The sequence below is a fragment of the Methylobacterium sp. B1 genome (assembly GCF_000333255.1).
In the GTDB taxonomy this organism is placed as follows: domain Bacteria; phylum Pseudomonadota; class Alphaproteobacteria; order Rhizobiales; family Beijerinckiaceae; genus Methylobacterium; species Methylobacterium fujisawaense.
Map to the genome: position 1 here is coordinate 1 of NZ_BACT01000503.1, position 25,378 is coordinate 25,378.

At 69.4% G+C, this 25,378-nt stretch carries 30 protein-coding genes; 11 read left to right on the forward strand and 19 right to left on the reverse strand.

The annotated features are described in order from the left end of the window. Positions 1-1,043: chromosome segregation protein SMC (locus I53_RS14580; RefSeq protein WP_043351894.1), on the forward strand; the 1,043-nt coding region annotated here is incomplete at its 5' end. Positions 1,044-1,082: 39 nt separating this feature from the next. On the opposite strand, the gene I53_RS14585 is transcribed toward I53_RS14580, so the two are convergent. From I53_RS14585 to I53_RS14605, 5 genes are all read right to left on the reverse strand, one after another. Next, a complete protein-coding gene (locus I53_RS14585; RefSeq protein WP_043351896.1) occupies positions 1,083-2,582 on the reverse strand; it encodes a carboxypeptidase M32 in 1,500 nt (499 codons plus the stop codon). 44 nt (positions 2,583-2,626) lie between these two features. Then, a complete protein-coding gene (locus tag I53_RS14590) occupies positions 2,627-4,429 on the reverse strand; it encodes an ATP-binding cassette domain-containing protein (protein ID WP_043351897.1) in 1,803 nt (600 codons plus the stop codon). A gap of 66 nt (positions 4,430-4,495) precedes the next feature. Further along, on the reverse strand, positions 4,496-4,732 hold the full coding sequence (locus tag I53_RS14595; RefSeq protein ID WP_043351899.1) for a hypothetical protein: 237 nt from the start codon (positions 4,730-4,732) through the stop codon (positions 4,496-4,498). A gap of 80 nt (positions 4,733-4,812) precedes the next feature. Beyond that, entirely contained in the window at positions 4,813-5,127 is a 315-nt protein-coding gene (locus I53_RS14600; RefSeq protein ID WP_043351901.1) for a polyhydroxyalkanoic acid system family protein, read from the reverse strand. A 123-nt stretch (positions 5,128-5,250) separates the two neighbouring features. Beyond that, positions 5,251-5,601, reverse strand: a complete 351-nt coding sequence (locus I53_RS14605; RefSeq protein ID WP_051044822.1) for a septal ring lytic transglycosylase RlpA family protein — start codon at positions 5,599-5,601, stop codon at positions 5,251-5,253. 596 nt (positions 5,602-6,197) lie between these two features. Between I53_RS14605 and I53_RS14610 the strand changes: the two genes are divergently transcribed. Beyond that, complete coding sequence (locus I53_RS14610) at positions 6,198-7,388, forward strand: site-specific DNA-methyltransferase (RefSeq protein WP_269466602.1); 1,191 nt, start codon at positions 6,198-6,200, stop codon at positions 7,386-7,388. A 209-nt stretch (positions 7,389-7,597) separates the two neighbouring features. Here I53_RS14610 and mutY read toward each other — a convergent pair whose 3' ends face one another. Further along, entirely contained in the window at positions 7,598-8,932 is a 1,335-nt protein-coding gene (gene mutY / locus I53_RS14615; RefSeq protein WP_043351906.1) for an A/G-specific adenine glycosylase, read from the reverse strand. Between the two features lie 120 nt (positions 8,933-9,052). On the opposite strand from mutY, the gene I53_RS14620 reads away from it, so the two are divergent. From I53_RS14620 to I53_RS14650, 7 genes are all read left to right on the forward strand, one after another. Further along, positions 9,053-9,535 carry a DciA family protein gene (locus tag I53_RS14620; RefSeq protein ID WP_043351907.1) on the forward strand — a complete coding sequence of 161 codons (483 nt, stop codon included), beginning with the start codon at positions 9,053-9,055 and terminating at the stop codon, positions 9,533-9,535. Positions 9,536-9,624: 89 nt separating this feature from the next. Then, a complete protein-coding gene (locus I53_RS14625; protein ID WP_043351909.1) occupies positions 9,625-10,269 on the forward strand; it encodes a DsbA family protein in 645 nt (214 codons plus the stop codon). 191 nt (positions 10,270-10,460) lie between these two features. Then, positions 10,461-10,835, forward strand: a complete 375-nt coding sequence (locus tag I53_RS14630) for an AtpZ/AtpI family protein (RefSeq protein ID WP_043351911.1) — start codon at positions 10,461-10,463, stop codon at positions 10,833-10,835. A gap of 74 nt (positions 10,836-10,909) precedes the next feature. After that, positions 10,910-11,665: a F0F1 ATP synthase subunit A gene (locus tag I53_RS14635; protein ID WP_043351912.1), complete on the forward strand. Its 756-nt coding sequence runs from the start codon at positions 10,910-10,912 to the stop codon at positions 11,663-11,665. A 75-nt stretch (positions 11,666-11,740) separates the two neighbouring features. Next, positions 11,741-11,968 carry a F0F1 ATP synthase subunit C gene (locus tag I53_RS14640; protein ID WP_007566773.1) on the forward strand — a complete coding sequence of 76 codons (228 nt, stop codon included), beginning with the start codon at positions 11,741-11,743 and terminating at the stop codon, positions 11,966-11,968. Positions 11,969-12,114: 146 nt separating this feature from the next. After that, entirely contained in the window at positions 12,115-12,693 is a 579-nt protein-coding gene (locus tag I53_RS14645) for an ATP synthase subunit B (RefSeq protein ID WP_043351914.1), read from the forward strand. A gap of 16 nt (positions 12,694-12,709) precedes the next feature. Continuing rightward, positions 12,710-13,195, forward strand: coding sequence for an ATP F0F1 synthase subunit B (locus tag I53_RS14650; protein ID WP_170861837.1), 486 nt, complete (start codon positions 12,710-12,712; stop codon positions 13,193-13,195). 206 nt (positions 13,196-13,401) lie between these two features. Here the strand turns inward: I53_RS14650 and I53_RS14655 are convergent, their stop codons facing one another. After that, a complete protein-coding gene (locus I53_RS14655) occupies positions 13,402-14,271 on the reverse strand; it encodes a formate/nitrite transporter family protein (RefSeq protein WP_043351916.1) in 870 nt (289 codons plus the stop codon). Positions 14,272-14,321: 50 nt separating this feature from the next. After that, positions 14,322-15,062 (reverse strand): molybdopterin-binding protein, encoded by a 741-nt coding sequence (locus tag I53_RS14660; RefSeq protein ID WP_043351918.1) that lies wholly within the window; start codon positions 15,060-15,062, stop codon positions 14,322-14,324. 77 nt (positions 15,063-15,139) lie between these two features. On the opposite strand from I53_RS14660, the gene sfsA reads away from it, so the two are divergent. Beyond that, positions 15,140-15,853, forward strand: coding sequence for a DNA/RNA nuclease SfsA (gene sfsA / locus I53_RS14665; protein ID WP_043351919.1), 714 nt, complete (start codon positions 15,140-15,142; stop codon positions 15,851-15,853). Here sfsA and I53_RS14670 read toward each other — a convergent pair. Continuing rightward, on the reverse strand, positions 15,840-16,682 hold the full coding sequence (locus tag I53_RS14670; RefSeq protein WP_043351921.1) for an FkbM family methyltransferase: 843 nt from the start codon (positions 16,680-16,682) through the stop codon (positions 15,840-15,842). The genes sfsA and I53_RS14670 overlap by 14 nt on opposite strands. A gap of 116 nt (positions 16,683-16,798) precedes the next feature. Here I53_RS14670 and I53_RS14675 point away from each other — a divergent pair, with 116 nt between their 5' ends. Beyond that, positions 16,799-17,563 carry an alpha/beta fold hydrolase gene (locus I53_RS14675; protein ID WP_043351922.1) on the forward strand — a complete coding sequence of 255 codons (765 nt, stop codon included), beginning with the start codon at positions 16,799-16,801 and terminating at the stop codon, positions 17,561-17,563. Between the two features lie 4 nt (positions 17,564-17,567). On the opposite strand, the gene I53_RS14680 is transcribed toward I53_RS14675, so the two are convergent. From I53_RS14680 to I53_RS14725, 10 genes are all read right to left on the reverse strand, one after another. Continuing rightward, positions 17,568-18,347, reverse strand: a complete 780-nt coding sequence (locus tag I53_RS14680; protein WP_043351924.1) for an ABC transporter permease — start codon at positions 18,345-18,347, stop codon at positions 17,568-17,570. Then, positions 18,344-19,276, reverse strand: coding sequence for an ABC transporter ATP-binding protein (locus I53_RS14685; protein WP_043351926.1), 933 nt, complete (start codon positions 19,274-19,276; stop codon positions 18,344-18,346). Before I53_RS14685 ends, I53_RS14680 begins: the two co-directional genes overlap by 4 nt. Before the next feature lie 176 nt (positions 19,277-19,452). Beyond that, a complete protein-coding gene (locus tag I53_RS14690) occupies positions 19,453-19,704 on the reverse strand; it encodes a hypothetical protein (RefSeq protein WP_043351927.1) in 252 nt (83 codons plus the stop codon). A 271-nt stretch (positions 19,705-19,975) separates the two neighbouring features. After that, positions 19,976-20,287, reverse strand: a complete 312-nt coding sequence (locus I53_RS14695) for a hypothetical protein (protein WP_043351929.1) — start codon at positions 20,285-20,287, stop codon at positions 19,976-19,978. A 299-nt stretch (positions 20,288-20,586) separates the two neighbouring features. Beyond that, positions 20,587-20,916, reverse strand: coding sequence for a hypothetical protein (locus I53_RS14700; RefSeq protein ID WP_043351931.1), 330 nt, complete (start codon positions 20,914-20,916; stop codon positions 20,587-20,589). A gap of 245 nt (positions 20,917-21,161) precedes the next feature. Then, positions 21,162-21,545 carry an SUF system Fe-S cluster assembly protein gene (locus I53_RS14705; protein ID WP_043351932.1) on the reverse strand — a complete coding sequence of 128 codons (384 nt, stop codon included), beginning with the start codon at positions 21,543-21,545 and terminating at the stop codon, positions 21,162-21,164. Positions 21,546-21,597: 52 nt separating this feature from the next. Next, entirely contained in the window at positions 21,598-22,842 is a 1,245-nt protein-coding gene (locus I53_RS14710) for a cysteine desulfurase (RefSeq protein ID WP_043351934.1), read from the reverse strand. A gap of 187 nt (positions 22,843-23,029) precedes the next feature. Continuing rightward, positions 23,030-24,352, reverse strand: coding sequence for a SufD family Fe-S cluster assembly protein (locus I53_RS14715; RefSeq protein ID WP_043351935.1), 1,323 nt, complete (start codon positions 24,350-24,352; stop codon positions 23,030-23,032). 3 nt (positions 24,353-24,355) lie between these two features. Further along, on the reverse strand, positions 24,356-25,108 hold the full coding sequence (gene sufC, locus I53_RS14720; RefSeq protein ID WP_043351937.1) for a Fe-S cluster assembly ATPase SufC: 753 nt from the start codon (positions 25,106-25,108) through the stop codon (positions 24,356-24,358). Between the two features lie 15 nt (positions 25,109-25,123). Further along, positions 25,124-25,363, reverse strand: coding sequence for a hypothetical protein (locus I53_RS14725; RefSeq protein WP_043351938.1), 240 nt, complete (start codon positions 25,361-25,363; stop codon positions 25,124-25,126). Between the last annotated feature and the right edge of the window lie 15 nt (positions 25,364-25,378).

Sequence of the window (25,378 nt, forward strand, 5' to 3'; positions counted from 1 at the left end):
TCGAGGCCCTGGCGCCCGACCTCGCGCAGGCGCCGCCCGCCGGTGCGATCCGGACCCTCCACGGCCGCCTCGTCGCCGCACAGGCCCGGGAAGCGCGGCGTGCCGAGCTCGACCGCCGCCGCGAGGAGGCCGAGTTGGCGCATCGCGATGCCGCGGAATCGCACGAGTCGGCCCGGGCGACCCTCGTCCGGCTGGTGGCCGAGGCGATGCCGGACCTCGCCGCTGCCCCGACTGCGGAGATCGATCGTCTGTTCGGCCGCTTGAGTGCCCGGGAGCTGCTGCGCGCCGAGCGTCTGCGGCTCCGCGGCAGCCTCGCGGGCGCAGCCGACGGGCTTCCCGAGGCCGAGCTGCGCGCCGGTCTCGAGACCCTGCCCCCAGAGGCCATCGAGGCCGAACTGGCACGTCTGGCGCTCGAGGCCGAGGAGCAGGCCGAACGCGGGCAGGTGATCTTCGCCGACCGCGACCGCGCCGAGCGGCGCCGGGCGGAACTGGAGGGCGGCACCGGCGCCGAACTGGCCCTCGCCGAGCGCAAGGCGGCGGAGGCGGATCTCCAGGCGGCGGCGCGCTCCTGGGCCGTGCTGCGGCTCGCCGGTCTGATGCTGGGGCAGGCGGTGGCCCGCCATCGCGCGGGGCAGCAGGATCCCCTCGTCGCCCGGGCGGGCGCGCTGTTCCGGGCCCTCACCGGCGGCGCGTTCTCCGGCCTTGCCCAGATCTACGACGAGGCCGACACCCCGAAGCTCGCGGGGCAGCGCGCCGGGGGCGGCACGGTGGCGATCGAGGGCATGAGCGAGGGCACCCGCGACCAGCTCTACCTCGCCTTGCGGCTGGCCTACCTGGAAGACTACGCCGAACGCGCCGAGCCGGCGCCCTTCATCGGCGACGACCTGTTCTCGACCTTCGACGAGACCCGGACCGGCTACGGTCTGGACGCCCTGGCGGCGATCGGGGAACGGGTCCAGCCAATCCTGTTCACGCACCACCGCCACGTGGCGGACATCGCCCGTGACAGGCTCGGCGAAGCGGTGGACGTGGTGGCGCTGTAGAAGGGGCTGGAAGCGCCCCGTCCCGGCGCGCGGCCCTCCTCAGGCGCCCGAGCCCCCGAGATAGCGTGCCTCAAGATGCGCCCGGAACGCTTCCGTGCCGAGTGGCGTCCCGGTGGCGCGGGTGAGCAGCGCGTCGGTGTCCAGCAGGCTTCCGACCGCGTGGACGTTCGTCCGGAGCCAGTCCCGCAAGGGGCCGAAATCGCCCTGCGCGAGGCGGTCCGGTAAGGCCGGCTCGGCCGACCGGGCGGCGCGGAACAGCTGCGCGGCGGCCAGGGCGCCGAGGGTGTAGGTCGGGAAATAGCCGAAGGCGCCACTCGGCCAGTGGATATCCTGGAGGCAACCGACCCGGTCGTCCGGTACGGTGAGGCCGAGGAGATCACGCAGGCCGTCGTTGAACGCCCCCGGCAGATCGCGCACCGCGAGGTCGCCCGCGATCATCGCCGTCTCCAGACGGTAGCGCAGGAGGATATGGGCCGGGTAGGTTGCCTCGTCGGCATCCACCCGGATGAAGCCCGGCGCCACCCGGATGTTGAGCGCGTGCAGGTTCTCCGGCGACCATTCCGGTCCGGAACGCCCGAAGGCCGCCTGCAGGAGCGGCGCCAGGAAGGTGAAGAAGTCCCGGCTCCGGCAGGCCTGCATCTCGACGATGAGCGACTGGCTCTCGTGCAGGCTCATCCCCCGCGCCGCGCCGACCGGCTGGTTCCGCCACGCGGCCGGCCGGCCCTGCTCGTAGAGGGCGTGTCCGGTCTCGTGGAGAACGCCCATCAGGGCCCGCCCGAAATCGGCCGCGTCGTAGCGGGTGGTGATCCGGACGTCGTCGGTGGCGCCGCCGCAGAACGGATGCAGACTGATGTCGAGCCGGCCGCGGGTGAAGTCGAATCCCACCGCCTCCATCAGCCTGAGGCCGAGATCGCGCTGCACCGCCACGTCGAACGGGCCGGCGAGCGGGAGCGGCGCCGAACGGGACGCCTGGATCTCGCGCGCGCGGGCGATCAGGTCCGGCAGCCAGCCGGTTAGATCCGCGAAGAGCGGATCGATCGTCGCCCGGCGCATGCCGGGATCGTAGCCGTCGAGAAGCGCGTCGTAGGGGTCGAGCCCGAGGGCCGCGCCCTTCGCCTGGCCGATCTCCCGCTGGAGCCGCAGCACCTCGGCGAGGTGGGGCTCGAGGCGGGCGAAGTCGGCGTCGCGCCGCGCCTCGCGCCACACCATCTCCGAGCGGGACACGGCGCGGGAGCTGGCCTCGACGAGGTCGCGGGGGACGGCCGTGGCATGGGCCTGGGTGCGGCGCATCTCCCGCAGGTTGGCGGCGGCCCAGGGTTCGAGGTCGCCGCCCTGCTCGGCGGCCGCCAGTTCCTCGGCGGCCTCGGGAGCGGTGAGCATCCCGTGGGCGAGCCCGCGCAGAATCGCGAGCTGGTCCCCGCGGGCCTCGGCGGCGCCGTCCGGCATCAGGGTCTGCGCGTCCCAGCCGAGGATCCCGGCCGCGCCCTCGAGGGCCGCGAGCCGGGCGAAGCGCTGTTCGAGAATCTGGTAGGCGGTCATGCGGTCTCCGGTCCGGTACGTCTCGCGGCCTGATGCTGCGGTGGTCACCCCGCCTGAAGCATCTCCAGCTCCAGCCAGCGATCCTCCGCCTGCGACAGCTCGGTCTCGGCCTGCGCCAGCATGGTCGAAGCCTTGTCGAACCGGGCCGGATCGCGGGCGTAGAGTTCGGGGTCGGCCAGGATCGTCTTGAGCTGGGCGATCGCCGCCTCCAGCTTCTCGATGCGGGCCGGCAGCGTCTTCAACTCGTGCTGGTCCTTGAAGCCGAGCTTGGGCTTGCCCGCGGGCTGGGCCGCCGGTGCGGCGTTGCGCTCGCGCGGCTCCTTCGCCTTCGGCGCGACGGTCCGCGCCTCGACGCCCTGGCCCCGCTGGACCAGCATGTCGCTGTAGCCGCCTGCATACTCGACCCAGCGGCCGGCGCCCTCGGACACCAGCACGCTGCCCGCCACGCGGTCGAGGAAGTCGCGGTCGTGGCTCACCAGGATCAGCGTCCCCTGGTAGTCGCCCAGCATCTCCTGGAGCAGGTCGAGGGTCTCGAGGTCGAGGTCGTTCGTGGGCTCATCGAGGACGAGGAGATTCGCCGGCTGGGCCAGGGCCCGGGCGATCAGCAAGCGGTTGCGCTCGCCGCCGGACAGGACCGAGACGGGCGTGCGGGCCTGCTCGGGGGTGAACAGGAAGTCCTTCAGGTAGCCGATCACGTGGCGGCTCTGGCCGTTCACCACGACGCTGTCGCCGCGGCCGCCGGTGAGCACGTCGGTGACGGTCATCCCGGGCTCCAGCACGGCGCGGGCCTGATCGAGCACCACCGGCAGCAGGTTGGTGCCGAGGACGACCTGCCCGGAATCGGGCGCGAGCCGGCCCATGAGCAGGTTGATCAGGGTACTCTTGCCGGCGCCGTTCGCCCCGACGATGCCGAGCCGGTCCCCCCGCATCACCCGAAGGGACAGCCCGTCGACGATCTTGCGCTCCCCGTAGCTCTTGGCGATGTCGCGGGCCTCGACCACGAGGCTCCCCGAGGATTCGGCATCGGAGGCCTGCATGCTGACGCTGCCCACAGGGCGGCGCACCTCGCGCCGGTTCTGGCGCAGCTCGTGCAGGTTGCCGAGGCGGCGGACGTTGCGCTTGCGCCGGGCGGTGACCCCGTAGCGCAGCCAGTGCTCCTCGGCGGCGATCTTGCGGTCGAGCTTGTGCTGGTCCCGCTCCTCCTCCTCGAAGAAGGCGTCGCGCCACGCCTCGAAGCTGGAGAAGCCCTGGTCGATCCGGCGCGTCTCGCCCCGGTCGAGCCAGATCGTGGCCCGCGACAGGGCCGAGAGGAAGCGCCGGTCGTGGCTGATCAGCACGAGGGCCGCGCGGGTGCCCTTCAGCTCGGCCTCGAGCCACTCGATCGCCGGCAGGTCGAGGTGGTTGGTGGGCTCGTCGAGAAGCAGCACGTCGGGCTCGGGGGCGAGCGCCTGCGCCAATGCGGTGCGCCGCCCCTCGCCGCCGGAGAGCTTGGTTGGATCCTCGGCACCCGTGAGGCCGAGGCTCTCCAGCAGGTAACGGGCGCGGTGGGTCGATTCGCCAGGCGGCAGCCCGGCCTCGACGAAATCGAGGGTGGTGTCGAAGCCCGTGAAGTCGGGTTCCTGGGCGAGGTAGCGGATCGTCGTGCCGGGTTGGACGAAACGGCGCCCCTTGTCGGGATCGACGAGTCCCGCGGCGATCTTCATGAGCGTCGACTTGCCCGACCCGTTCCGACCGACGAGGCAGGTGCGCTCACCCGGCGCGATGGCGATGTCGGCACGGGTGATCAGGGGCGTGCCGCCGAAAGTCAGGGCGACGTCCTGGAGGGTGAGGAGCGGGGGAGCGGCCATGGGCCGGCTTATGGCAGTGTGGGGCGGCCTGTTCAAACGGCGCCGCCCCGCGACCTCGTCGGCCGGTCAGGCGATCGGATTGGCCGGTCCCGTCGGCGGGCTGATCTCGGGCGCGCCCGGATCGTTGACCGGGATCTCCGGCGGATGGACGCCCGGCGCCTCGGCCGGGGTGTTCCCCGGGATCTCCGGTCCGGGCGGCTGCGTCGGGGCCTGCGGCGGATCGTAGGGCCGGTCCGGCACCGGAGCCGGCTGCGGCGGGACCTCGGGGACCTGCCCCGGATCGGCGAGGGTGTAATCGGGCACCGTAATCCTCCACGAGACCGACGGCGCACTTCGGCACCGGTCCCGCGGAAACAGAGACCGGCCGATCCGGTTCCGGAGCGCTACTTCTTCGTCAGCAGGAGGTTGCCCTCCTTGCTCGCGACCTTCTGGATCTTCTCGGCGAACAGGGCGAGCAGGAACGGCAGCTTCACCTCCAGGCGAACGCTCTCGGCGCCCACGTCGATCGTCCCGGCGACTTTCTGGGTCATCGCCGACACGCCGAAATCGAGTCGGTCCCCCGTCCAGGCGAGCTGATCCACGGTGATGCCGCTCTTGGCCAGGAAGGCCCGCGCCTGATCCGTGCCGTGCTCCAGGCGACGCTTGGCCTCATCGCGGCCGAGGTCGTGCGGGATGTCGACGATGAGGGGCTTGGGCATGGGCACTGATCCGAGCTGAACCCGGCTGCAGATGGGGCGTCCGGGCGCGGCAGACAACGCCCGGGGAGCCGCCCCGCCCTCTCGGACGGGCGGCGGCCCGGCGCGTGCGGCGCCCGTGAGGGATCAGTGCACGACTTGCAGCGACACGTAGGTCGTGCCGCCCATGCCCAGAGCGCGGGCGGAGCCACGCGACAGATCGATGATGCGGCCGCGCACGAAGGGACCGCGATCGTTGATGCGAACGACCACCGAGCGGCCGGTCCGCCTGTTCTCGACGCGGACCCGGGTGCCGAACGGCAGGCTGCGATGGGCGGCGGTCAGTCCGTTGGGGTTGAAACGCTCGCCGTTCGCGGTGCGATGACCGCTTCCATACCAGGAGGCCGCTCCGCTCTGCGCGGCGGCCGGGAGGCTTGTTCCGACGACGGTGGACAGCATTCCAAGTGAGACAACGAGCTTACCGAAACCAAACGACATTCTCGACGCATTCCCTTTGTTGTTGTCGGGGCGGCGCCAGTCGTGTCCGAAATCGGCCGGATTATGGCAGGCATTTGCGGGCCGATTCTGTCACATTTTGGCCGATTTCGTCCTGATCATGATTATTACATGGAGGTTTATTACGGTTTGTTTCCGTTTGTTTCGCGGAAAATGCATTGTTTGGATCTTTCGTGTATTCGGAAAGTACTGTCCAGGCCGCCCTGCGGCGCGCCGAAATGGGCTGATTTTCCTAAGCCCTGCATCGGCTGTGACCCTGCATCCCGCTGAGCTGGAAGCGGACGCGGAAACCAGACCTCATCCAGACCTCATGGCGGCCGCCCGGCATGCCCGGCGGTTCGGACAGTCCAGGCCCTGCGCTAGGGCCGGACGCCCGCAGATGTGACGGGTCATCGCGGCGTAAACGGCGCCCGGGATTGCCGGGTAACCGTTGCTTAATCTGTCGCAGGATTGTCCGAGAGCGGGGTCGGCAAAATCTGCAGCCCCAGAACGGGACGCGGCGCCGCCGAATTCGACAACGTGACCTTTACCGTACCGGAGGCATGGTCTGCCGGTCAGTCGCGTAACCGGTGTTTGCCATGGCTTCCCCGCGTACCGTGGCTGCCGACGCCGTCGCCCGGAAACAGGTCTCGCGTGCCGGGCGGCCCGCGTCGGCGCCACGGATGGGTCTCGTACCCGCCCAGCGTTCCCTACCCCTCGACCAAGTTCTCGTCGGGGATTGTATCGCGGCCATGAACGCTCTGCCGGCGTCCAGCGTCGACTGCGTGTTCGCCGATCCGCCCTACAACCTCCAGCTCGGCGAGGCCGGGCTGCTGCGTCCGGACCAGAGCCGCGTCGACGCCGTCGACGACGATTGGGACAAGTTCGCCACCTTCGAGGCCTACGACGCCTTCACCCGGGACTGGCTCGCCGCCTGCCGCCGCGTGATGAAGCCGAACGCGACCCTCTGGGTGATCGGTTCGTACCACAACATCTTCCGGGTCGGGAGCGCGTTGCAGGATCTCGGTTACTGGATCCTCAACGACATCGTCTGGCGCAAGGCCAACCCGATGCCGAACTTCCGCGGCAAGCGCTTCACCAATGCGCACGAGACCCTGATCTGGGCCTCGCGCTCGGCGGACTCGAAGGGCTACACCTTCCACTACGAGGCGCTGAAAGGAGGCAACGAGGACCTCCAGATGCGCTCCGACTGGTTCATCCCCCTCTGCACCGGCGAGGAGCGGCTGAAGGATGCGGACGGGCGCAAGGTCCATCCGACCCAGAAGCCCGAGGCCCTGCTCGCCCGGACGCTGCTGGCGGCGACCAATCCCGGCGACGTGGTCCTCGACCCGTTCTTCGGCACCGGCACCACCGGCGCCGTCGCCAAGCGCCTCGGCCGCCGCTTCATCGGCATCGAGCGCGAGGAGACCTACGCGGCGGCCGCCCGTGAGCGGATCGCCGCCGTCGAGACCCTGTCGAAGGCCGCCCTCATGGTGGCGCCGACCAAGCGCGCCGAGCCGCGGGTGCCGTTCCTGTCGGTGATCGAGGCGGGCCATATCCGCCCCGGCGAGACCGTCACGGACGAGCGCCGCCGCTTCCGCGCCACGGTCCGCCCCGACGGCCAGCTCGACAACGGCCTCGTCATCGGCTCGATCCACAAGATCGGCGCCCTGGTCCAGGGCCTGCCGGCCTGCAACGGCTGGACCTTCTGGCACGTGGAGCGCGGCGGCAAGCCGGTGGTGATCGACACCTACCGGGCGGGCCTGCGGCAGGCGATGGCGAACGGCTGACAAACGTCGCGGCCGTCCGCGCGGGCGGAGCGACGCCATCCAGGCTGGCATGACGCTGTCGGATGTCGCCCTGCCCTGGGCCCCGTCGCTGCGCCCGGAATCCGGAACCGCGCCGGCACTGAGCTTAAAGGCACCGTCCCGGACCGGCAGGGTCGCTGGATTCCGGGGCTCGCGCCTGCTGGCAGCCCCGGACGTGCGGTGCGACCGGGTCAGGGCCGTCTTCGGGCCGGGCCCCGGCGCCGCGGCGAGGTCGGTGTCGCGGGCGGCTCCACCTCGCCCTCATGCAGATCGTCCGCTTCGGGCGGTGGCGCGGGCGCCGGCCTCGGCTGGGGCTTCGGAACGGCCCGCACGCGCGGGCGCGGGTCCGGATCCGGCATCGACACCGGCGCCTCCATCGCCGCGAGGAGCGGCATCGGCGGCGGCTCCTTCCGGGGGCGTCCGCGCGGCTTCGCCTCGGGCTCCGGCTTCGGATCGAAGGCGTGGGCCAGGACCTTGCGCATCAGGTCGGGGAGCGGCTCGTCGTCGAGGGCGCTGCGCGGGGTGAAGCGCATGCCGGCCGGAACTGGTGTCGCGAGCGCGACACGGGCCACGAAGACCGTCAACTCCAGCGGAAAATGCGTGAAGCCGTGGCGCACGAGCCCCGGAAGCCGCTTCCACCGGGCATCCAGCGGCGCGTCCAGGAGGGCGGCGGCGACGTCGTAGTCCGGCTCCCAGGCGCTGCCCGGCGGCTCGGCCATGTTGCCGAGCAGCCCCTCCGGCGCGCGCGTCCGCAGCAGCACCGCCTCGTCGCCGCTGCGGATCACCACGAAGGCCGCACCGCGGCGGAGCGCGCCCTTGGCGACCTTGATCTTGCGCGGGAACGTCTGCTGGGTGCCGAGCGACCGGGCGCGGCAGGGCAGCATCCACGGGCAGAGGGCGCAGGCGGGGCGCTTGGGCGTGCAGATCGTCGCGCCGAGATCCATGAGCGCCTGGGCGAAGTCGCCGGGCCGGTCCTCCGGGACCAGCGCCTGCGTCAGGCGGCGGATCTCCGGTCGGCTGCCCGGGAGGGGCGTCTCCACCGCGTAGGCCCGGCTCAGGACCCGCTCGACATTGCCGTCGACGGCGGCCTCCGGCCGGTCGAAGGCGATCGCCGCGATGGCCCCGGCCGTGTAGGCGCCGATTCCCGGCAGCTTGCGCAGGGCGTCCGCCGTGTCGGGAAACCGCCCGCCAGCCGCCGCGACCGCCTTGGCGCAGGCATGGAGGTTGCGGGCGCGTGAATAATAGCCGAGGCCGGCCCAGGCCGACATCACCGCCTCCTCGGGGGCGTCGGCCAGGGCGACGACATCGGGGAAGCGCGTCAGGAAGCGCTCGAAATACGGCCGGACCGCCGCGATCGTGGTCTGCTGCAGCATGACCTCGGACAGCCAGACCCGGTAGGGATCGGGCACCTCGCCGGCGAGCGCCCGCCAGGGCAGCACCCGCCGATGCCGGTCGTACCAGGCGAGCAGCTCGTCGGCGCGCGGTTCGGGGCCGGGCTTGGGATCCGTGGCGGTGCGGGTCGGCATGCGTTCAGGCTGCATAGCCGCAGGTCGGCGGCGATCATAGGGCGATGACAGCGCGGCCCCGTGCTCCCTTCGTCAACCATCCTGCGCTAACCTTCGCGGATCCACAGGGCCGGAACCACCATGGCGCGCGTCAAACCGCTGGCCGAGCTGATCGAGAGCTGCATCGGACCTGCCTTCGCGGCGCAGGGCTTCGCGTCGACCGACATCCTGGCCGCCTGGCCGGAGATCGTCGGCGAACGGCTCGCGCGATATTGCCGGCCTTCCAAGCTCGAATGGCCCAAGCGTCGCCGGAAGGATACCGGCACGCCCGAAGCCGGGACGCTGGTGGTGCGCGTCGAGGGCGTCTTCGCCCTCGAGCTGCAGCATCTCGCGCCGGTGGTGATCCAGCGGATCAACGCCCATTACGGCTGGGCCTGCGTCTCGCGGATCGTTCTGCAGCAGGACCGGGTCGGGCGCGGCGCCCGAGCGCCCTCCCCCGCCCGCATCGATCCGGCCGCCGCCGTCGAGGTGCAGCGCGCCGTAGCGGGGATCGCCGATGACGGCCTGCGCGCCGCCCTCGATCGCCTCGGCATCGCCGCGGTGGCGACGCGCCCGGACCGGTGAGCGGTCGATTCGGTCACCTTGCCAGGACGGTCGCGCCCGAGTACCGGCTTCGGAACGCCACGACTGTTCAATCCGGCGGAGCCTGCCCGATGACGACGCGACGCGACGCTCTCAAATTCTCCGGCCTCGCCCTCGGCGCCGGTCTCGCCCTGCCCTATCTCGCGCGGCCCGCCCGGGCGCAGAATTCCGAGATGGCCGCGCTGCTGCAGCCGGGTCCCCTCGGCGATGTCTGGCTCGGCCCGGCGGACGCCAAGTGCACGATCATCGAATACGCGTCGATGACCTGCTCGCACTGCGCGGCCTTCCACCGGAACACCTGGCCGACCCTCAAGGAGCGCTACATCGACACCGGCAAGGTGCGGTTCACGCTCCGCGAGTTCCCCCTCGACCCGCTGGCGACGGCGGCTTTCATGCTGGCGCGCTGCCAGGGCGATTCCAAGTATTACCCGATCACCGACCTGCTGTTCGACCAGCAGCCGGCCTGGGCCTTCACGCCCAAGCCTGTGGACGCCCTGGAGCAGATGCTCCGGCAGGCCGGCTACAACAAGCAGACGTTCGAGGCCTGCCTGAAGGACCAGAAGATCTACAGCGCCGTCAACGCCGTGAAGCAGCGCGGCCTCGACGTGTTCAAGGTCGATTCGACCCCGACCTTCTTCATCAACGGCGAGCGCTATACCGGCGAGATGACCGTCGAGGGGATGGAGAAGGTGATCAAGCCGCTGATCGGGGCCTGAGAGCCCTGCCGGAGCCTTGTGCGCAACGCGGCTCCGGCGCGTCGCTTGAAGCTGGAATTCCAACTCAAAATCAAAGACTTACTGTGTATGGGGTTCGCCTTGACACTCAAGATAGGCGAAACTATGGTGCGCCCCGCTTGCTGGGGGTGTCCAGCGGGTTCCAGATCCTCCTGCCCGATGAGTTTTGAGCCGTGAACGGCGACGACCAGAGGGACGGGAAAGGGACCCAGCAGACGCCGACGGACAGCGAACTCTCCGCGAGGCTCAGACGTCTCGAGACGCAGATCGAACGGAAGCGGCCGCAGGCTGCTCCCGATCCATCGACGCGCCCTCGGAACGGCGGGCCATCCTCGCTGGGCCAGGCCATGACGATCTCCACGGAGTTCGTCGCGGGCGTGATCGCAGGGGGCATACTCGGCTGGATCGTCGATCATGTCTTCGGGACGAAGCCCTGGGGCCTGATCGTCCTCCTGATGCTGGGGTTCGTCGCGGGGATCTACAACGTGATGCGGGTGTCGGGTTTCGCCGGCGCGCGTCCGGGACGGCGCGATCGGCAGGAGCCATAAGGCGCGCCGATCGGTAGGGAATGTGGGGCGGCCGACACCCGTCGGCGCGCCGGACAAGAAGGGCGGAAGCGGGAATGGCGGTCACGATCGACCCGATTCATCAGTTCGAGCTGAAGCCGCTCGTTTCGCTGGGCCATATCGGCCATCAGCAGCTCGCGTTCACACAGTCCGCCCTCTACATGTTCGCGGCTGTCGGGGTGATCGCGCTGATCACCATCGTGGCGACGGCGTCGCGCTCGGTCGTGCCGGGCCGCATGCAGGCGCTGGCCGAGATCTTCTACGAATTCATCGCCGATACCGTGCATCAGGCGACCGGCGACGGCGGCAAGCGGTTCCTGCCGCTGGTGTTCTCGCTGTTCATGTTCGTGCTCGTCCTGAACCTCTTCGGAATGATCCCCTACGCCTTCGCGGTGACCAGCCACCTGATCATCACCTTCGGCCTCGCGGCGCTGGTGATCTCCACCGTGGTGATCTTCGGTGTGATGAAGCACGGCACCCATTTCTTCGGCCTGTTCGTGCCGTCGGGCGTGCCGAAGCCGCTTCTCGCGATCCTGGTGCCGATCGAGGTGATCTCGTTCATCTCGCGCCCGATCAGCCTGTCGGTCCGTCTGTTCGCCAACATGCTGGCCGGCCACATCGCGATGAAGATCTTCGCCTTCTTCGTGGTCCAGCTTCTTCTCGCAGGCGCCTGGAGCGTGCTATCGCCGCTCCCGCTGTTCCTGACGATCGCGCTGACCGCTCTCGAGTTCCTCGTTGCGGCGCTTCAGGCTTACGTCTTCGCGACGCTGACGGCGATCTACCTCAACGACGCCCTTCACCCCGGCCACTAGTCGTCAGACCTGGCCGGCTCCACCCGCCGCAAACGTCACTGCACGTTTCGATCTGAAGAGACCTCAGGAGTTACCATGGATCCCGTCGCTGCGAAGTACATCGGCGCCGGCCTCGCTTGCCTCGGCATGGCGGGTGCGGGCATCGGCCTCGGCAACCTGTTCGGTCAGTTCCTCGCCGGCGCCCTTCGCAACCCGTCTGCGGCCGACGGCCAGCGCGCCACCCTGCTCCTGGGCTTCGCCCTCACCGAGGCGCTCGGCATCTTCTCGCTGCTGATCGCCCTGCTGCTGCTCTTCGCCGTCTGATCGGCGCCCCGGAGGCCGCGGTCCCCGCGGTCTCCTCCCGGGCTCCGGCCCGATGAACGGGTGGACGCTCCCGCGACGGGGCGTCCACCTTCGTCCGTCACCGCGCCGGCGGTGGCCTCACCGAACGGTGTCAGTGTAGCGGTCTCATGGCGCAGCCCAATCCCCTCACCACGCCGCCCCCGGGCGCCGACACGAAGGTCGTGCCGGGCCATGTCGAACATACGGAAGCGCATTCGGGCGCCTTCCCGCCCTTCGAGACGTCGGGCTTCCTGGCGCAGCTGATCTGGCTCGCCCTGGCCTTCGGGCTCCTCTACTACCTCATGGACAAGATCGCGCTGCCGCGGATCCAGTCGATCCTGCACGCCCGCGCCGAGCGCCTGCGTGCCGACCTGGACCAGGCGCAGGCGATGAAGGCCGAGGCGGATGCCGCCGGCGTGGCCTTCGAGACCGGCCTCCGGGATGCCCAGGGCAAGGCGCGCGACATCGCGCAGACCACCCGGAACACGCTGGCCGCCGAGGCCGAGACCAAGCGCAAGGCGCTGGAGGCGGAGCTGAACGCCAAGCTCGTCGCTGCCGAGGCGACGATCCGCACGCGGACCGAAGCCGCCATGGGCAACGTCCGCTCCATCGCGGGCGAGGCCGCTTCGGCGATCGTCGAGCGTCTGACGGGTCAGGCCCCCGACCGGGCCACCCTCGACCGCGCCCTCGACGCCACCGCACACTGAACGGGATCCCACGATGCTGCTCGAAGCCGAATTCTGGGTCGCCGTCGCCTTCGTCATCTTCATGGGCATCGCCTGGAAGGCCGGTGCCTTCTCGACGATGACCAAGGGTCTGGACGGCCGCGCCAACCGCGTCCGCCACGAACTCGACGAGGCCAAGCGCCTGCGCGAGGAAGCGGCCGCCGTACTCGCCGACTACAAGCGTCGCCGCGCCGAGGCCGAGAAGGAGGCCGAGTCGATCGTCGCCGGTGCCCGCGAGGAGGCCGCGCGCGCCGCCGAGGAGGGTCACCGCAAGCTCGATGACTTCCTCGCCCGCCGCACCAAGGCTGCCGAGACGAAGATCGCCCAGGCCGAGGCGCAGGCCGAGGCCCAGGTCCGAGCCGCTGCCGCGGAGGCTGCGGTGAAGGTATCGGAGACCATCCTGCGCGAGCGGATGCAGGGCGAGGCGGCGCAGGGCCTGATCCGTGCGAGCCTCGGCGAGGTCCGGACCCGCATGCGGTCCTGATCGCGCCCGCATCGCCGCAATGAGAAGCCGCCTTCGGGCGGCTTTTTTCGTTTCGGGAACTGCGAGGCCTCTGCACGGCGACGGCGGTCGTCGTCTCGGTCGGCGCCAGCCGTCCGGCCGAGGCCGCATCGGCTGAGGGCCGCTTCGGGTCGGACCGCGCTCGATCCGCGCGGTGGCAGGACCAGTTCTGGACCGGGCGTCCGGGTCTAATCCGTCCGCTCGCCCTCGACGGCCTTGGTCTCCTCCACCTCCGGAGCGACCTGCCCGTAATTCAGCACCGCCACCAGCGCCACGCCGCCGAAGGTGTTGCCGAGGAGCGTGGGGAGGAAGAACTTCAGCCCGTAATCGCCCATTGAGGCCGCCCCCGTAACGACCAGGTAGAAGGCCTCCACGGAGCCGGCGACGATGTGGGCGAGGCTGCAGAGCGCCACCAGCCACGTCATCAGCAGGATCACGAACGGCGCCGCGCTGGCCGTGGCGGGGAGGAACCAGACCATCAGGGCGATCATCCAGCCCGCGAAGACCGCCTTGATGAACGTCGCCCAGAAGCCGTGCGCGATGGCATCGTGGCTGATCTCCGCGAAGGCCTTGAGGACCGGCGGCTCGAAGGCGCCCGAATGGGCGAGCAGCGTCGCGATCGCCAGGGTTCCCAGGATGTTGCCCGACAGCACGATGGTCCAGAGCCGGATGACCCGGAGGCCCGTCTTCACCGAGCGGTCGTGCAGCAGCGGCAGGATCGGCGTGATCGTGTTCTCGGTGAAGAGCTGCTGGCGCCCGAGGACGACGACCAGAAATCCCACCGCATAGCCCATCGAACTCACGATCTTGGCCCAATCGGTCTCGGGCAGGTGGCTCCGCAGGACCCCCGGCACGATCAGGGACAGGGCGATGCTCAGGCCGGCGGCGAAGGCCGAGAGGAACAGGGCGAGGCCGTGGCGCCGCAGCTCCTCGTCGCCGCCGAGCCGGATGACCTCGTGCAGGACGTAGGCATCGGGCCGGACGATTTCGGAGACCTCCTTCAGCAACGCGTCGCGCCGAGCCTCCGGATCGCTGCGCTTATTCTTGTCCCGAACCATCCGCCCAGCTCCGCAACGCAACTCGATCCGATCGGATGCAGGATAGTCCGTCAGGCCGAGAGACGCGCCACCAGCGCCTCGACCGCGCTCCGCGCCTCCGCGAGCGCCTGCGCGTCCCGGCTGCGCACGACGATCCGGTTGCGAAAACCGTCCGGAGTCATCGCGGGATACGAGCCGATGGAGACGGCCGGCCGCGCCTTGGCGATCTCGCCGAGGTCGCCCGCGTAGTTGCCCTCCGGGAGGCCGGCCGCCTCGATCGTCTCGGACAGCATCGCGGCGCCGCCTTTCAGCGTCGGGGCGATCGAATCCAGCATGGCCTGCATGATGCCGGGCACGCCGGCCATCACGTGGACATTGCCGAGGCGGAAGCCCGGCGCCTTCGAGACCGGGTTGGCGATCAGGTCGGCTCCGAACGGGATCCGCGCCATGCGCAGGCGCGCCGCGTTCAGGTCCTCGGGCTTGTGCCGCTCCAGCAGCATCGCACGCGCCCGCTCATCGACATCGATGCCGACCCCGAAGGCCTCGGCCACGCAATCGGCGGTGATGTCGTCGTGGGTCGGGCCGATCCCGCCGGTGGTGAACAGATAGGTGTAGCGGGCACGCAGGGCGTTGACCGCCTCGACGATCATGGCGGCCTCGTCGGGCACGATCCGTACCTCGCGCAGGTCGATGCCGGCGGCGGTGAGGAAGTCGGCAATCGTGCCGATGTTCTTATCCTTGGTGCGACCCGAGAGGATCTCATCGCCGATGACGAGGATCGCGGCGGTGACGGATTCGGAAGGCTGGGTCATGGAACTCTGGCGTCGGGCAGGGCCTGCAGGCAGATAGCGCAACCGCTGCCCGCGACTACGTGAACCCCGAGGACCCGATGCAGTTCGCCGCGCCGCTCGTGCCGGGACGGCTCGTGCAACGCTACAAGCGCTTCCTGGCCGACATCGATACCGATGAGGGACGGGTCACGGTGCATTGTCCCAATCCCGGAGCGATGCTCGGGCTGAACACGCCCGGCGCCCGGGTGCTGCTGTCGCGCTCGACCAATCCGGCGCGCAAGCTGCCGCTGACCTGGGAGCTGGTGGAGGCCGACCTGCCCGGGGGGCTGCAATGGGTCGGCATCAACACCCTGCGCCCGAACGCCCTCGTGGCCGAGGCCTTTCGTGCCGGCGCGATCACGGCGCTCGCCGGCCACGACACGCTGAAGCCGGAGGTCCGCTATGCCGAGGCCAGCCGGGTCGATTTCCTGGCGAGCGGCGCGGTGGCCGGCCCCTGCCACGTCGAGGTGAAGAACTGCCACATGATGCGTCGGGCGGGCCTCGCGGAATTCCCGGATTGCAAAGCCGCCCGCAGCGCCCGGCACATGCGCGACCTGGCTCAGGTCGTGGCCGAGGGGGGCCGGGCGCTGGTGGTCATCGTCGTGCAGATGAAGGCCGAGGCGTTCGACGTCGCCCGGGACATCGACCCCACCTTCGACCGGGCATTCCGGGAGGCGCGAGCGGCGGGTGTGGCGGTCCGGGCCTACCGATGCGCCGTCGGGCCGGAGGGCGTCGTCCTCGCCGGGGAGATTCCGGTGGTCACGCCGCCCTGACGGTGCTGCGCTCGAACATCAGGTTCAGCCGGGAGCGGGCGATCTCGCGATAGCCGTAGCGCGCCAGATGCTGCAGCAGGTCGAGCTGCCACTGCCCGGTGCCGTTCTCGATCAGCAGGATCCGCGGCAGGAGCGCGTCCGGCGCCTCGCGCAGGAACGGCTCCAGGATGAGGTCCTCGGCGCCCTCGACGTCGAGCTTGACCGCATCGACCCGGGTGAGGCCCTCGCTCCGCAGGAGATCGAGGAGGGTCACCGCCGGGACGGTGATCCGCGCACCCTCGTTGGTGCCGACGATGCGCAGGCTCGACTCGCCGCGGTTGCGCGGATCGATGAACAGGGTCAGCTCGCCTGCCTTGTCGGCCACCGCGCAGGCGACCGCCTTCACGGTGTGGAACGGGTTCTGGGCGATGTTGTAGGTCAGGCGGTCGAACACGTCGGGCTGGGGCTCGACCGCGACGATCCGCGCCCCCGGGCCCGAGAAGGCCGCCACGCACAGGGCGTAGGCGCCGACATTGGCTCCGATGTCGAGGAACACGCAGTCCCTCGGCAGGTGCTTCTGGAGCAGCGCGCGCTCCTCCGGATCGAAGAACTGCGGGGTGAAGAGCACCTTCTTCTCGCAGTTGTTGTTGTAGGGGTGCAGCCGCATCCGCGCGCCGTAGCGGGTCACGTCGAGGGGCTTGCCCCCGAGCCGCGCGATGGCGATCCGGCGCAGGAACAGCGCGAGGCGCCGCCCGTACCAGGATTCGGCCGGGATCCGGTTCGTGCGGCGGGTGATCGCCGCGACGAGACCGGACGGTTCATAGGTGCCGTAGGGCTGGATGTCGGTCATGACCGGGGCGGTTTGCCAGCCGGCGCCCCGAGCCGCAAGCGGATCGATCCACGTTGCTCCGGCGCGCTCCGGTGGTCTAAGCCGTGGCCGAGCTTGATGAACACGGGTTGCGCGGCATGGAGTCCTTCAATTCCGACGGCGTGCGGATCGCCTATATCGACGTCCCGCCCGCGGACGGGGCCGGGAAGCCGATCCTTCTGATCCATGGTTTCGCGTCGAACCATGCGGTCAATTGGGTCAACACCCAGTGGGTGCGCGCCCTGACCCAGGCCGGCTACCGCGCGATCGCGCTCGACAACCGCGGTCACGGCGAGAGCGAGAAGCTCTACGATCCGGCCGCCTACAGCTCCGACGCGATGGCCAACGACGCGATCCGGCTTCTCGACCATCTCGGCATCGAGCGCGCTCACGTCATGGGCTACTCGATGGGCGGGCGGATCACCGCCCATATTGCCCTGGACCATGCGGACCGGGTTCGCTCGGCCCTGATCGGCGGCCTCGGAATGCACCTCATCGAAGGCAAGGGTTTGCCCTCGGGGATCGCCGAGGCCCTGGAGGCGCCCGCCGGGACGCCGGCGCCCAACCCGACGGCCGCAGCCTTCCGCACCTTCGCCGAGCAGACCCGCAGCGACCTGCGGGCGCTGGCCGCGTGCATGCGCGGCTCACGTCAGACGCTGAGCCGGGGGGAACTCGCGCAGATCGAGGTCCCGGTTCTGGTCTCGGTCGGGACCCTCGATACGGTCGCGGGCTCCGGCCCCGGGCTCGCCGCCCTGATCCCGGACGCCCGGGCCCTCGAGATCGAGGGCAAGGACCACTCCACCGCGGTCGGTGCCAAGCCGCACCGGGACGGGGTGCTGGCCTTCCTGGCCGCGCAGCCCTGAAGCCTCAGCTCTTCAGCCGGTAGCCCGTCCGGAAGATGTAGGTGACGAGGCCGAGGCAGATCACCAGGAACAGAGCGGTCATGCCGAGGCTGATCGCGATGTTCACGTCCGCCTTGCCGAAGAACGCCCAGCGGAAACCGCTGATCAGGTACACGACCGGGTTGAGCAGGCTCACCGCGTGCCAGAAGGGCGGCAGCATGGAGATCGCGTAGAAGCTGCCGCCTAGGAAGGTGAGCGGGGTCACGACGAGGAGCGGCACCAGCTGCAGCTTCTCGAAGCCGTCCGCCCACAGGCCGATGACGAAGCCGAACAGGCTGAAGGTCACCGCGGTGAGGAGCAGGAAGCCGAGCATCCAGAGCGGGTGATCGATTCGCAGTGGTACGAACAGGGCCGACGTCGCCAGGATGATCAGCCCGATCAGGATCGATTTGGAGGCCGCCGCGCCGACGAAGCCCAGCACCACCTCGAGCGGCGAGATCGGCGCCGACAGGATCTCGTAGATCGTACCGGCGAAGCGCGGGAAGTAGATGCCGAAGGAGGCGTTCGAGATGCTCTGCGTGAGCAGCGAGAGCATGATCAGGCCGGGCACGATGAACAGCCCGTAGGGCACGCCGTCGACCGCCGAGACCCGGGAGCCGATCGCGGCGCCGAACACCACGAAGTACAGGGTGGTCGAGATGACCGGAGCCAGGATGCTCTGCCCGGCGGTGCGCCAGAAGCGGCCCATCTCGAACCGGTAGATGGCCCGGACCGCCGGCCAGTTCAGGGTGAACGCCGCGCTCATGCCTGTGCCCTCTCCTCGCGCACGAGGCCCACGAAGATGTCCTCCAGCGAACTCTGTTCGGTGTGAAGGTCCTTGAAGCGGATGCCCGCCGCCGCCAGGCCGGTGAGAAGCCCCGTGATGCCGGTCCGCTCGGCGCGGGTGTCATAGGTATAGACCAGCTCGCTGCCCTCCCCCGAGAGCGCCAGGCCGTAATCGGCGAGTTCCGGCGGCACCGCGGTGATCGGCTGCTGGAGATGCAGGGTCAGCCGCTTGCGCCCGAGCTTGTGCATCAGCGCGGCCTTCTCCTCGACCAGGATGATCTCGCCCCGGCGGATGACGCCGATGCGGTCGGCCATTTCCTCGGCCTCTTCGATGTAGTGGGTGGTGAGAATGACGGTGACGCCCTGCTGGCGCAGGTCGCGCACGAGGCGCCACATATCCTGGCGCAGCTCCACGTCGACGCCTGCGGTGGGCTCGTCGAGGAACAGCACCCGGGGCTCGTGCGACAGCGCCTTGGCGATGAGCACGCGCCGCTTCATCCCGCCCGACAGGGTCATCAGCCGGCTGTCGCGCTTGTCCCAGAGGGACAGCGCCCGCAGGATCCGCTCGATATGCCCGGCATCGGGCTTCATCCCGAACAGGCCGCGGGAGAAGCTCACGGTGTTCAGCACCGTCTCGAAGGCGTCGGTGGTCAGTTCCTGCGGCACGAGGCCGATCGCCCGGCGTGCGGCGCGGTAATCCGCCACGATGTCGTGGCCGTCGACCAGAACGCTTCCCGAACTGGCGGTGACGATGCCGCAGACGATGTTGATGAGCGTCGACTTGCCGGCACCGTTCGGACCCAGCAACGCGAAGATCTCCCCCCGCTCGATGGCGAGGTCGATGTCGCGCAGGGCGGTGAAGCCGGACGTGTAGGTCTTCGACAGCTTCGAGATGGAGATGATCGGCATCGGGGCCTGGAACGAGCTGGGGCATGCGCGGTGCCGGCAGCCATGAGGCCGGCACCGGAAACGCGGTGGGCCGACCGATCGGACCGTCTTCGGTAGCGGGCGCCCCTATAGCACGCGGCAATCACGGTGCTGACAGACCCCGTGTGTGCCACCGCACCGCGAGGACGCCGCGTCCCTTAGGTGCGGCCGTAGCGCTCCGCCAGCGCCACGCACTCCTTCCGGAGATCCGGATCTTCGATGCGCGAGAAGGCCGTCAGCAGCGCGGCACATTCCGCGGCGCTCGGGCCGCGGGTTCCCCCGGAGGCTGGCGGCCTCCGGAATGTGGATTCCGGAACGTTCAACATGCGGGCGATGTCTCGAAGCAGCTTGTCCCGCTCACGAGCCGACTGGGCCGCGCCGTCGAGATCGAATCCGCCCGCGTCCGTCATGATCTCTTCGAAACCAATCCTTCAGCCGAGCGCGAATGCACGGGGTCCCACACACGCGCCGTTCGCGCGGCGCGGCTCTACCATTCACACTCTCGCGGCGGGTGCAACCTACCGTTATGGCTCTACCTCGGAAGAGGGCTGCGACTTAAGGCCGGATGGCTGGCGCGTAGAGGCAGAGCGGTGGGCCTGCCTCCGGATTCGGCAAGCGTGAAGCAACCTCCACGCTGGAACATCATCAAAAAATACAACTATAGGTGGCGGCAATGCCGCCCTAGGCCGCGTGGCGCAGGGCGAACAGCGCGGCCAATCCCAGGATCGTCGCACCGCCGAGAAATCGACGCCAGGGATTCACGCCGCGCAGCAGCTCATCGGCAGCCCACCAAGCCAGCGCAAGATCTGCCCCAAGGGACAGCCAGGATGCGAGCGGCCCCTGCTCCTGCGCCGACCAAGCGGCCAGACTGAAGCCAGCAAACAGCCAGAGCGGCAGATTGGGCCACTGGGCCACCGTCATGGCGCCGGTGTTCCTGTCGCGGAACAGCCAATCGAGCGCCCGCCGGACGGTCGTGGGCGGTGATGGGGCCATGGCTCGAACCTTCCTGCTGCCAGCAGGTGCGTAGCGCCGCATCGGATAGGACCAAGATGAACCGCCGCCTGCGGATCCCGAATTAACGCAGCGGTAACGTTAGTAAACAGAAACCGTCGGTAAATCCCTAACGGAACCTGAAAGGACTCGCGAGAATCCCACGCTTTGGATGATGATCGGACATCGCAGCGGCGGCCCGTCAGCCGAACAACGAGGATCGATCATGAGCGCGCGCCTGGAAGATCTGAAGTTCATGCTGACGCTCAGCGCCGTCGTTCTCTTCGGCAGCGGCCTCGACATCATCCTGCGCTGATGGCACCGGTCAGGTGGGCCGGCAGGGCCGGGCCGCCGCGCACGATGGCGCGTCCGAGCGCCGAGCGGGCTGCCGAAGGGCGGCCCTGCAATCCGCTGCCGCGTCCCGGTGTGAACGGGACGGCGACCGCGTGCGACGCGAAGTCCACGCGGCGGGGTGTTCCGGCGGTGGCGGACGGGATCTGCCCGGAGCGGAGAAAGCTCCGTAATTCGGCGGCCTTCGCCTGGCGTTCCGTCCGTATCCGGAGCACCGCGATCACGAGGCCGACCAGCCCGGCCGCCTCCAGGAACGCCGCGACCACGTAGCCCGAAGCCATCCGTTTCCACCAACCGTATCGAGGGAGTTGCCGCTGTTGCTGCGGCCGTCTCCGCTCTGCGCCGCGATGGTTAGCGAGACCTTAACGGCTACGTAGATCGCCGCAGGTCCGCCGGTGCCGTCCATTCCTTCGCAACACCAACGTTTCGGCTTATGCCCTTGTCGCAGCAGCGAAACTCAAGCGCGGTCACGCGCCTGGCGGCACGCGCCCATGCGTGTTCAGGAGCCTGTGAACGCCGGTCCGCCCTACCACATGTCGAGGGCGACGCGCGCCTCGTCCGACATGCGGCTCTGATCCCACGGCGGATCGAACACCATGGTCACCGAACAGGACTGGACGCCCGGCACGGCGCTCACCGCGTTCTCCACCCAGCCCGGCATCTCACCGGCCACCGGGCAGCCCGGGGCGGTCAGCGTCATGTCGATGGCGACCTTCCGATCGTCGCCGATATCGACCTTGTAGATCAGGCCGAGTTCGTAGATGTCAGCCGGAATCTCGGGATCGTAGACGGTCTTCAGGGCCGCGACGATGTCGTCGGTCAGGCGATCGAGCTCCGCCTGCGGGATCGCGGAATCGCCTTCGACGGCGGGGGCGTTCATGCCCCCCGTGATGGTGGCGTCGGTGGTCATCGCTTCACTCTCCCCGGACCCGCGCGGACGGGACCAGCCTCGGATCCAGATATCAGGTAAACAGCATCTCCGCCCTGCCGAGGGCTTCGGCAAGGGCATCGATCTCGGCGGTCGTGTTGTAGAGCCCGAAGGACGCGCGGCAGGTCGAGGTCACGCCGAACCGCTGGAGCAGCGGCATGGCGCAGTGAGTCCCGGCCCGGACCGCCACGCCCTGGCGGTCGATGACCGTGGCGATGTCGTGGGCATGAACGCCCTTCATCTCGAAGGCGATCACACCGCCCTTGCCGGCAGCCGTGCCGATCAGGCGCAGGGCGTTCAGCGCGCCGAGCCGCTCCTGCGCGTAAGCCGTCAGCTTCGCCTCGTGGGCGGCGATCGCGTCGCGTCCCAGCGTCATCATGTATTCCAGCGCCGCGCCGAGGCCGACAGCCTCGATGATGGCCGGGGTGCCCGCCTCGAATTTGTGCGGCGGGTCGTTGTAGGTGACCGCGTCCTCGCTCACCGTCCGGATCATCTCGCCGCCGCCCTGGTAGGGCGGCAGGCGCTCCAGCCATTCCTTCTTGCCGTAGAGCACGCCGATTCCGGTCGGCCCGTAGACCTTGTGGCCGGTGAAGACGAAGAAGTCGCAATCGAGCGCCTGCACGTCGACGGGCTGATGGACCGCGCTCTGTGCGCCGTCGAGCAGGACCGGGACGCCGTGGGCATGGGCGATACGCACGATTTCCGCGGCGGGCGTCACCGTGCCCAGGACGTTCGACATGTGGGTGATCGCCACCATCTTGGTGCGGGGCGAGAACAGCTTCTCGTATTCCTCCACCAGGAAGTTGCCCTGGTCGTCCACCGGTGCCCACTTGATCACGGCGCCCCGGCGCTCGCGCAGGAAGTTCCAGGGCACGATGTTGGAGTGGTGCTCCATGATCGAGAGGATGATCTCGTCCCCCTCCCCGATCAGGCCGGCCCAGCCCATCGACGAGGCCACGAGGTTGTAGGCCTCGGTGGCGTTGCGGGTGAAGATGATCTCGTCCGTGGAGGCGGCGTTGAGGAACTGCCGCGTGGTCTCACGGGCGCCCTCGAAGCCCTCCGTGGCGGCGTTCGCCATGTAGTGCAGGCCGCGGTGGACGTTGGCGTAGCCGGTCTCCATGCAGGAGACCATCGCGTCGATCACCTGACGGGGCTTCTGCGCCGAAGCGGCGTTGTCGAGGTAGACCAGCTTCTTGCCGTAGACCTGCTGGCCTAGGATCGGGAAATCCTTGCGGATCGCCTCGACGTCGTAGGTGGGGGTGAGGACGGGTGCGTTCATCGCTTCTCACTCACTGAGCGCCCACCCTTCGAAGAGGACGGGCCCCCTCCCCCATGCGGGGAGGGGTAGGGGTGCGGGCGGGTCATGAGGCGCCGCCGAGATTCGACCGGCGCCGCTCCCACCTCGGGCTCCTCCCCGCACGGGGGAGGAGAGCGCATCGCGTGCAGGACGGAGCGGGTTGCGGACGCTACACCCGTGCCTTCAGCCAGGCCTCGATCTCGCCGACCAGCGCCGCGCGGGCGCCCTCGTGCGTGACCGCTTCCACCGCCTCGCCCACGAAGGCCTGCACGAGCAGGCTCTCGGCGATCGCGCGCGGCAGGCCGCGGGCCATCAGGTAGAACAGCAGATCGTCGTCCGGCGCACCGCAGGTGGCCCCGTGGCCGCAGGCGACGTCGTCGGCGAAGATCTCCAGCTCCGGCTTGTTCATCATCTGCCCCTCGTCCGTGAGGAGGAGGCAGTCGGACTTCATCTTGCCGTCGGTCTTCTGGGCGGCCTGACGGACGATGATCTTGCCCTGGAACACGCCGGTGGCGTCACCGTCGATGATCCACTTGAACTGCTCGCGGCCGACACCGCCCACGGCGGCATGGTCGGCGAGCAGCGTCGAGTCGGCGAGCTGTCCCCTGCGCAGCATGGCCGCGCCGTTGACGACCACGTTCGTGTCCTCGCCCGCGATGTGGACGAAGATCTGGTGGCGCGACAGCACCGCTCCGGTCACGAGGTTCACGGTTTCCACCTGCCCCTCGGCCTCGACCTTCAACGACAGGGTCGAAAGCGCGATGGTGGCATCGCCCTCGATGTTCAGGCGGGTGTGCCGGAAGGCAGCCTTCGGGCCGACCACCACGTCGAGGGCGTCGTTCGGCTGGCAGGTGAGGCCGTCCGTTCCCTCATGGCTCTCCAGCAGGCTGAACTCCGCGCCCTCACCCAGCTGGACGAGCACGCGGGTCGCCGTGGAGAACGGCGCGTCGCCGGTGCCCACGAAGCGGAGATGCAGCGGCCGCACCGGTTTCGCACCGGCAGCGACCGTGATCACCGCGCCATCGGCCAGGAAGGCGGTGTTGAGTTGGTAGACCGGGTTCTCCCGGGCCTGTGCGACCGGGGCGAGCTGCTTCAGGCCGGCATGGCCCTGGGCGAGGGCCTCCGACATCGGCACGACCGTGACACCCTCGGGGATCGCATCGAGATCCGACAGTTCGCCGATGAGGTGCCCGTTCACGAAGGTCAGGCGCGCGGCCTCGATGCCGGAGAAGCCCTTCGCCTGCGCGACGGCCGCCTTGGCGACCTCGAGGCTCGGCGCATCGGCCGGCGGTGCGGCCTCGGTGATGGCGGCGCGCAGATCCGTGTACTTGAAGGCCTCGACCCGGCGGCTGGGCAGGCCGGTCGCCTCGAAGAAGCGGAACGCCTCCTCGCGGGCGATCGCCGTCTCGCTGGCGAAGCTCTGGCGGGCCGATTCGAACAGCTTCGACAGGCCGGCCTCGGCGGGGGAGCGGAGGTTGGTGACGCCGGCCATGGTTCAGGCCGCCTCGTTGGTGCGATACTCGGCGTAGCCGGAGGCCTCGAGTTCGAGGGCGAGCTCCTTGCCGCCGGTCTTCACGATCTGACCCTTCGACATGACGTGCACGGTGTCGGGCACGATGTGGTTGAGCAGCCGCTGGTAGTGAGTGATGACCAGGAACGAGCGGTTCTTGTCGCGCAGCGCGTTCACGCCCTCGGACACGATGCGCAGGGCGTCGATGTCGAGGCCTGAATCGGTCTCGTCGAGCACGCAGAACTTCGGCTGCAGCAGCGCCATCTGGAGGATCTCCATGCGCTTCTTCTCGCCGCCGGAGAAACCGACGTTGAGGGCGCGCTTGAGCATCTCCTTGTTGATCTCGAGCTTGTCGGCGGCGCCGTTCACCGCCCGGATGAAGTCGGGGGTCGACAGCTCCGCCTCGCCACGCGCCTTGCGCTGCGCGTTGAGGCAGGCCTTGAGGAAGGTCATGGTGCCGACGCCGGGGATCTCCAGCGGGTACTGGAAGGCCAGGAAGATACCGGCCGCGGCGCGCTCGTCGGCGGCCATCTCCAACACGTTCTGCCCGTCGAGCAGGATCTCACCGTCGAGGACCTCGTAGTCCTCCTTGCCGGCGATGACGTACGACAGGGTCGACTTGCCCGAGCCGTTCGGCCCCATGATCGCCGCGACCTCGCCGTCGTTCACGGTCAGGTTCAGGCCGTTCAGGATGCGGTTGTCCTCGATCTGCACGACGAGGTTCTTGATTTCCAGCATGTCAGTCCAAGTCCTTCATAACCATTCGTCTCGCATCGCCCGCAGGAACGCGAAATTCCCGGCCGGGTAGCCGGAGAGATCGCCGATCACCGCGTCGATGCCGCACCGGGGACAGAGGGCGGTGCCATCATCGGCGATCCACCCCGCGATCTCGTCCGGCGCGAAAACCTCGAGGCAGAAGAAGCATCCGCACAGGACGCTGCTCCTGACCTCGTCGGCGTGCCGCGCGCTGTGCCGATGCGCGGCCCGCAGCACGTCGTCGTCGAAACC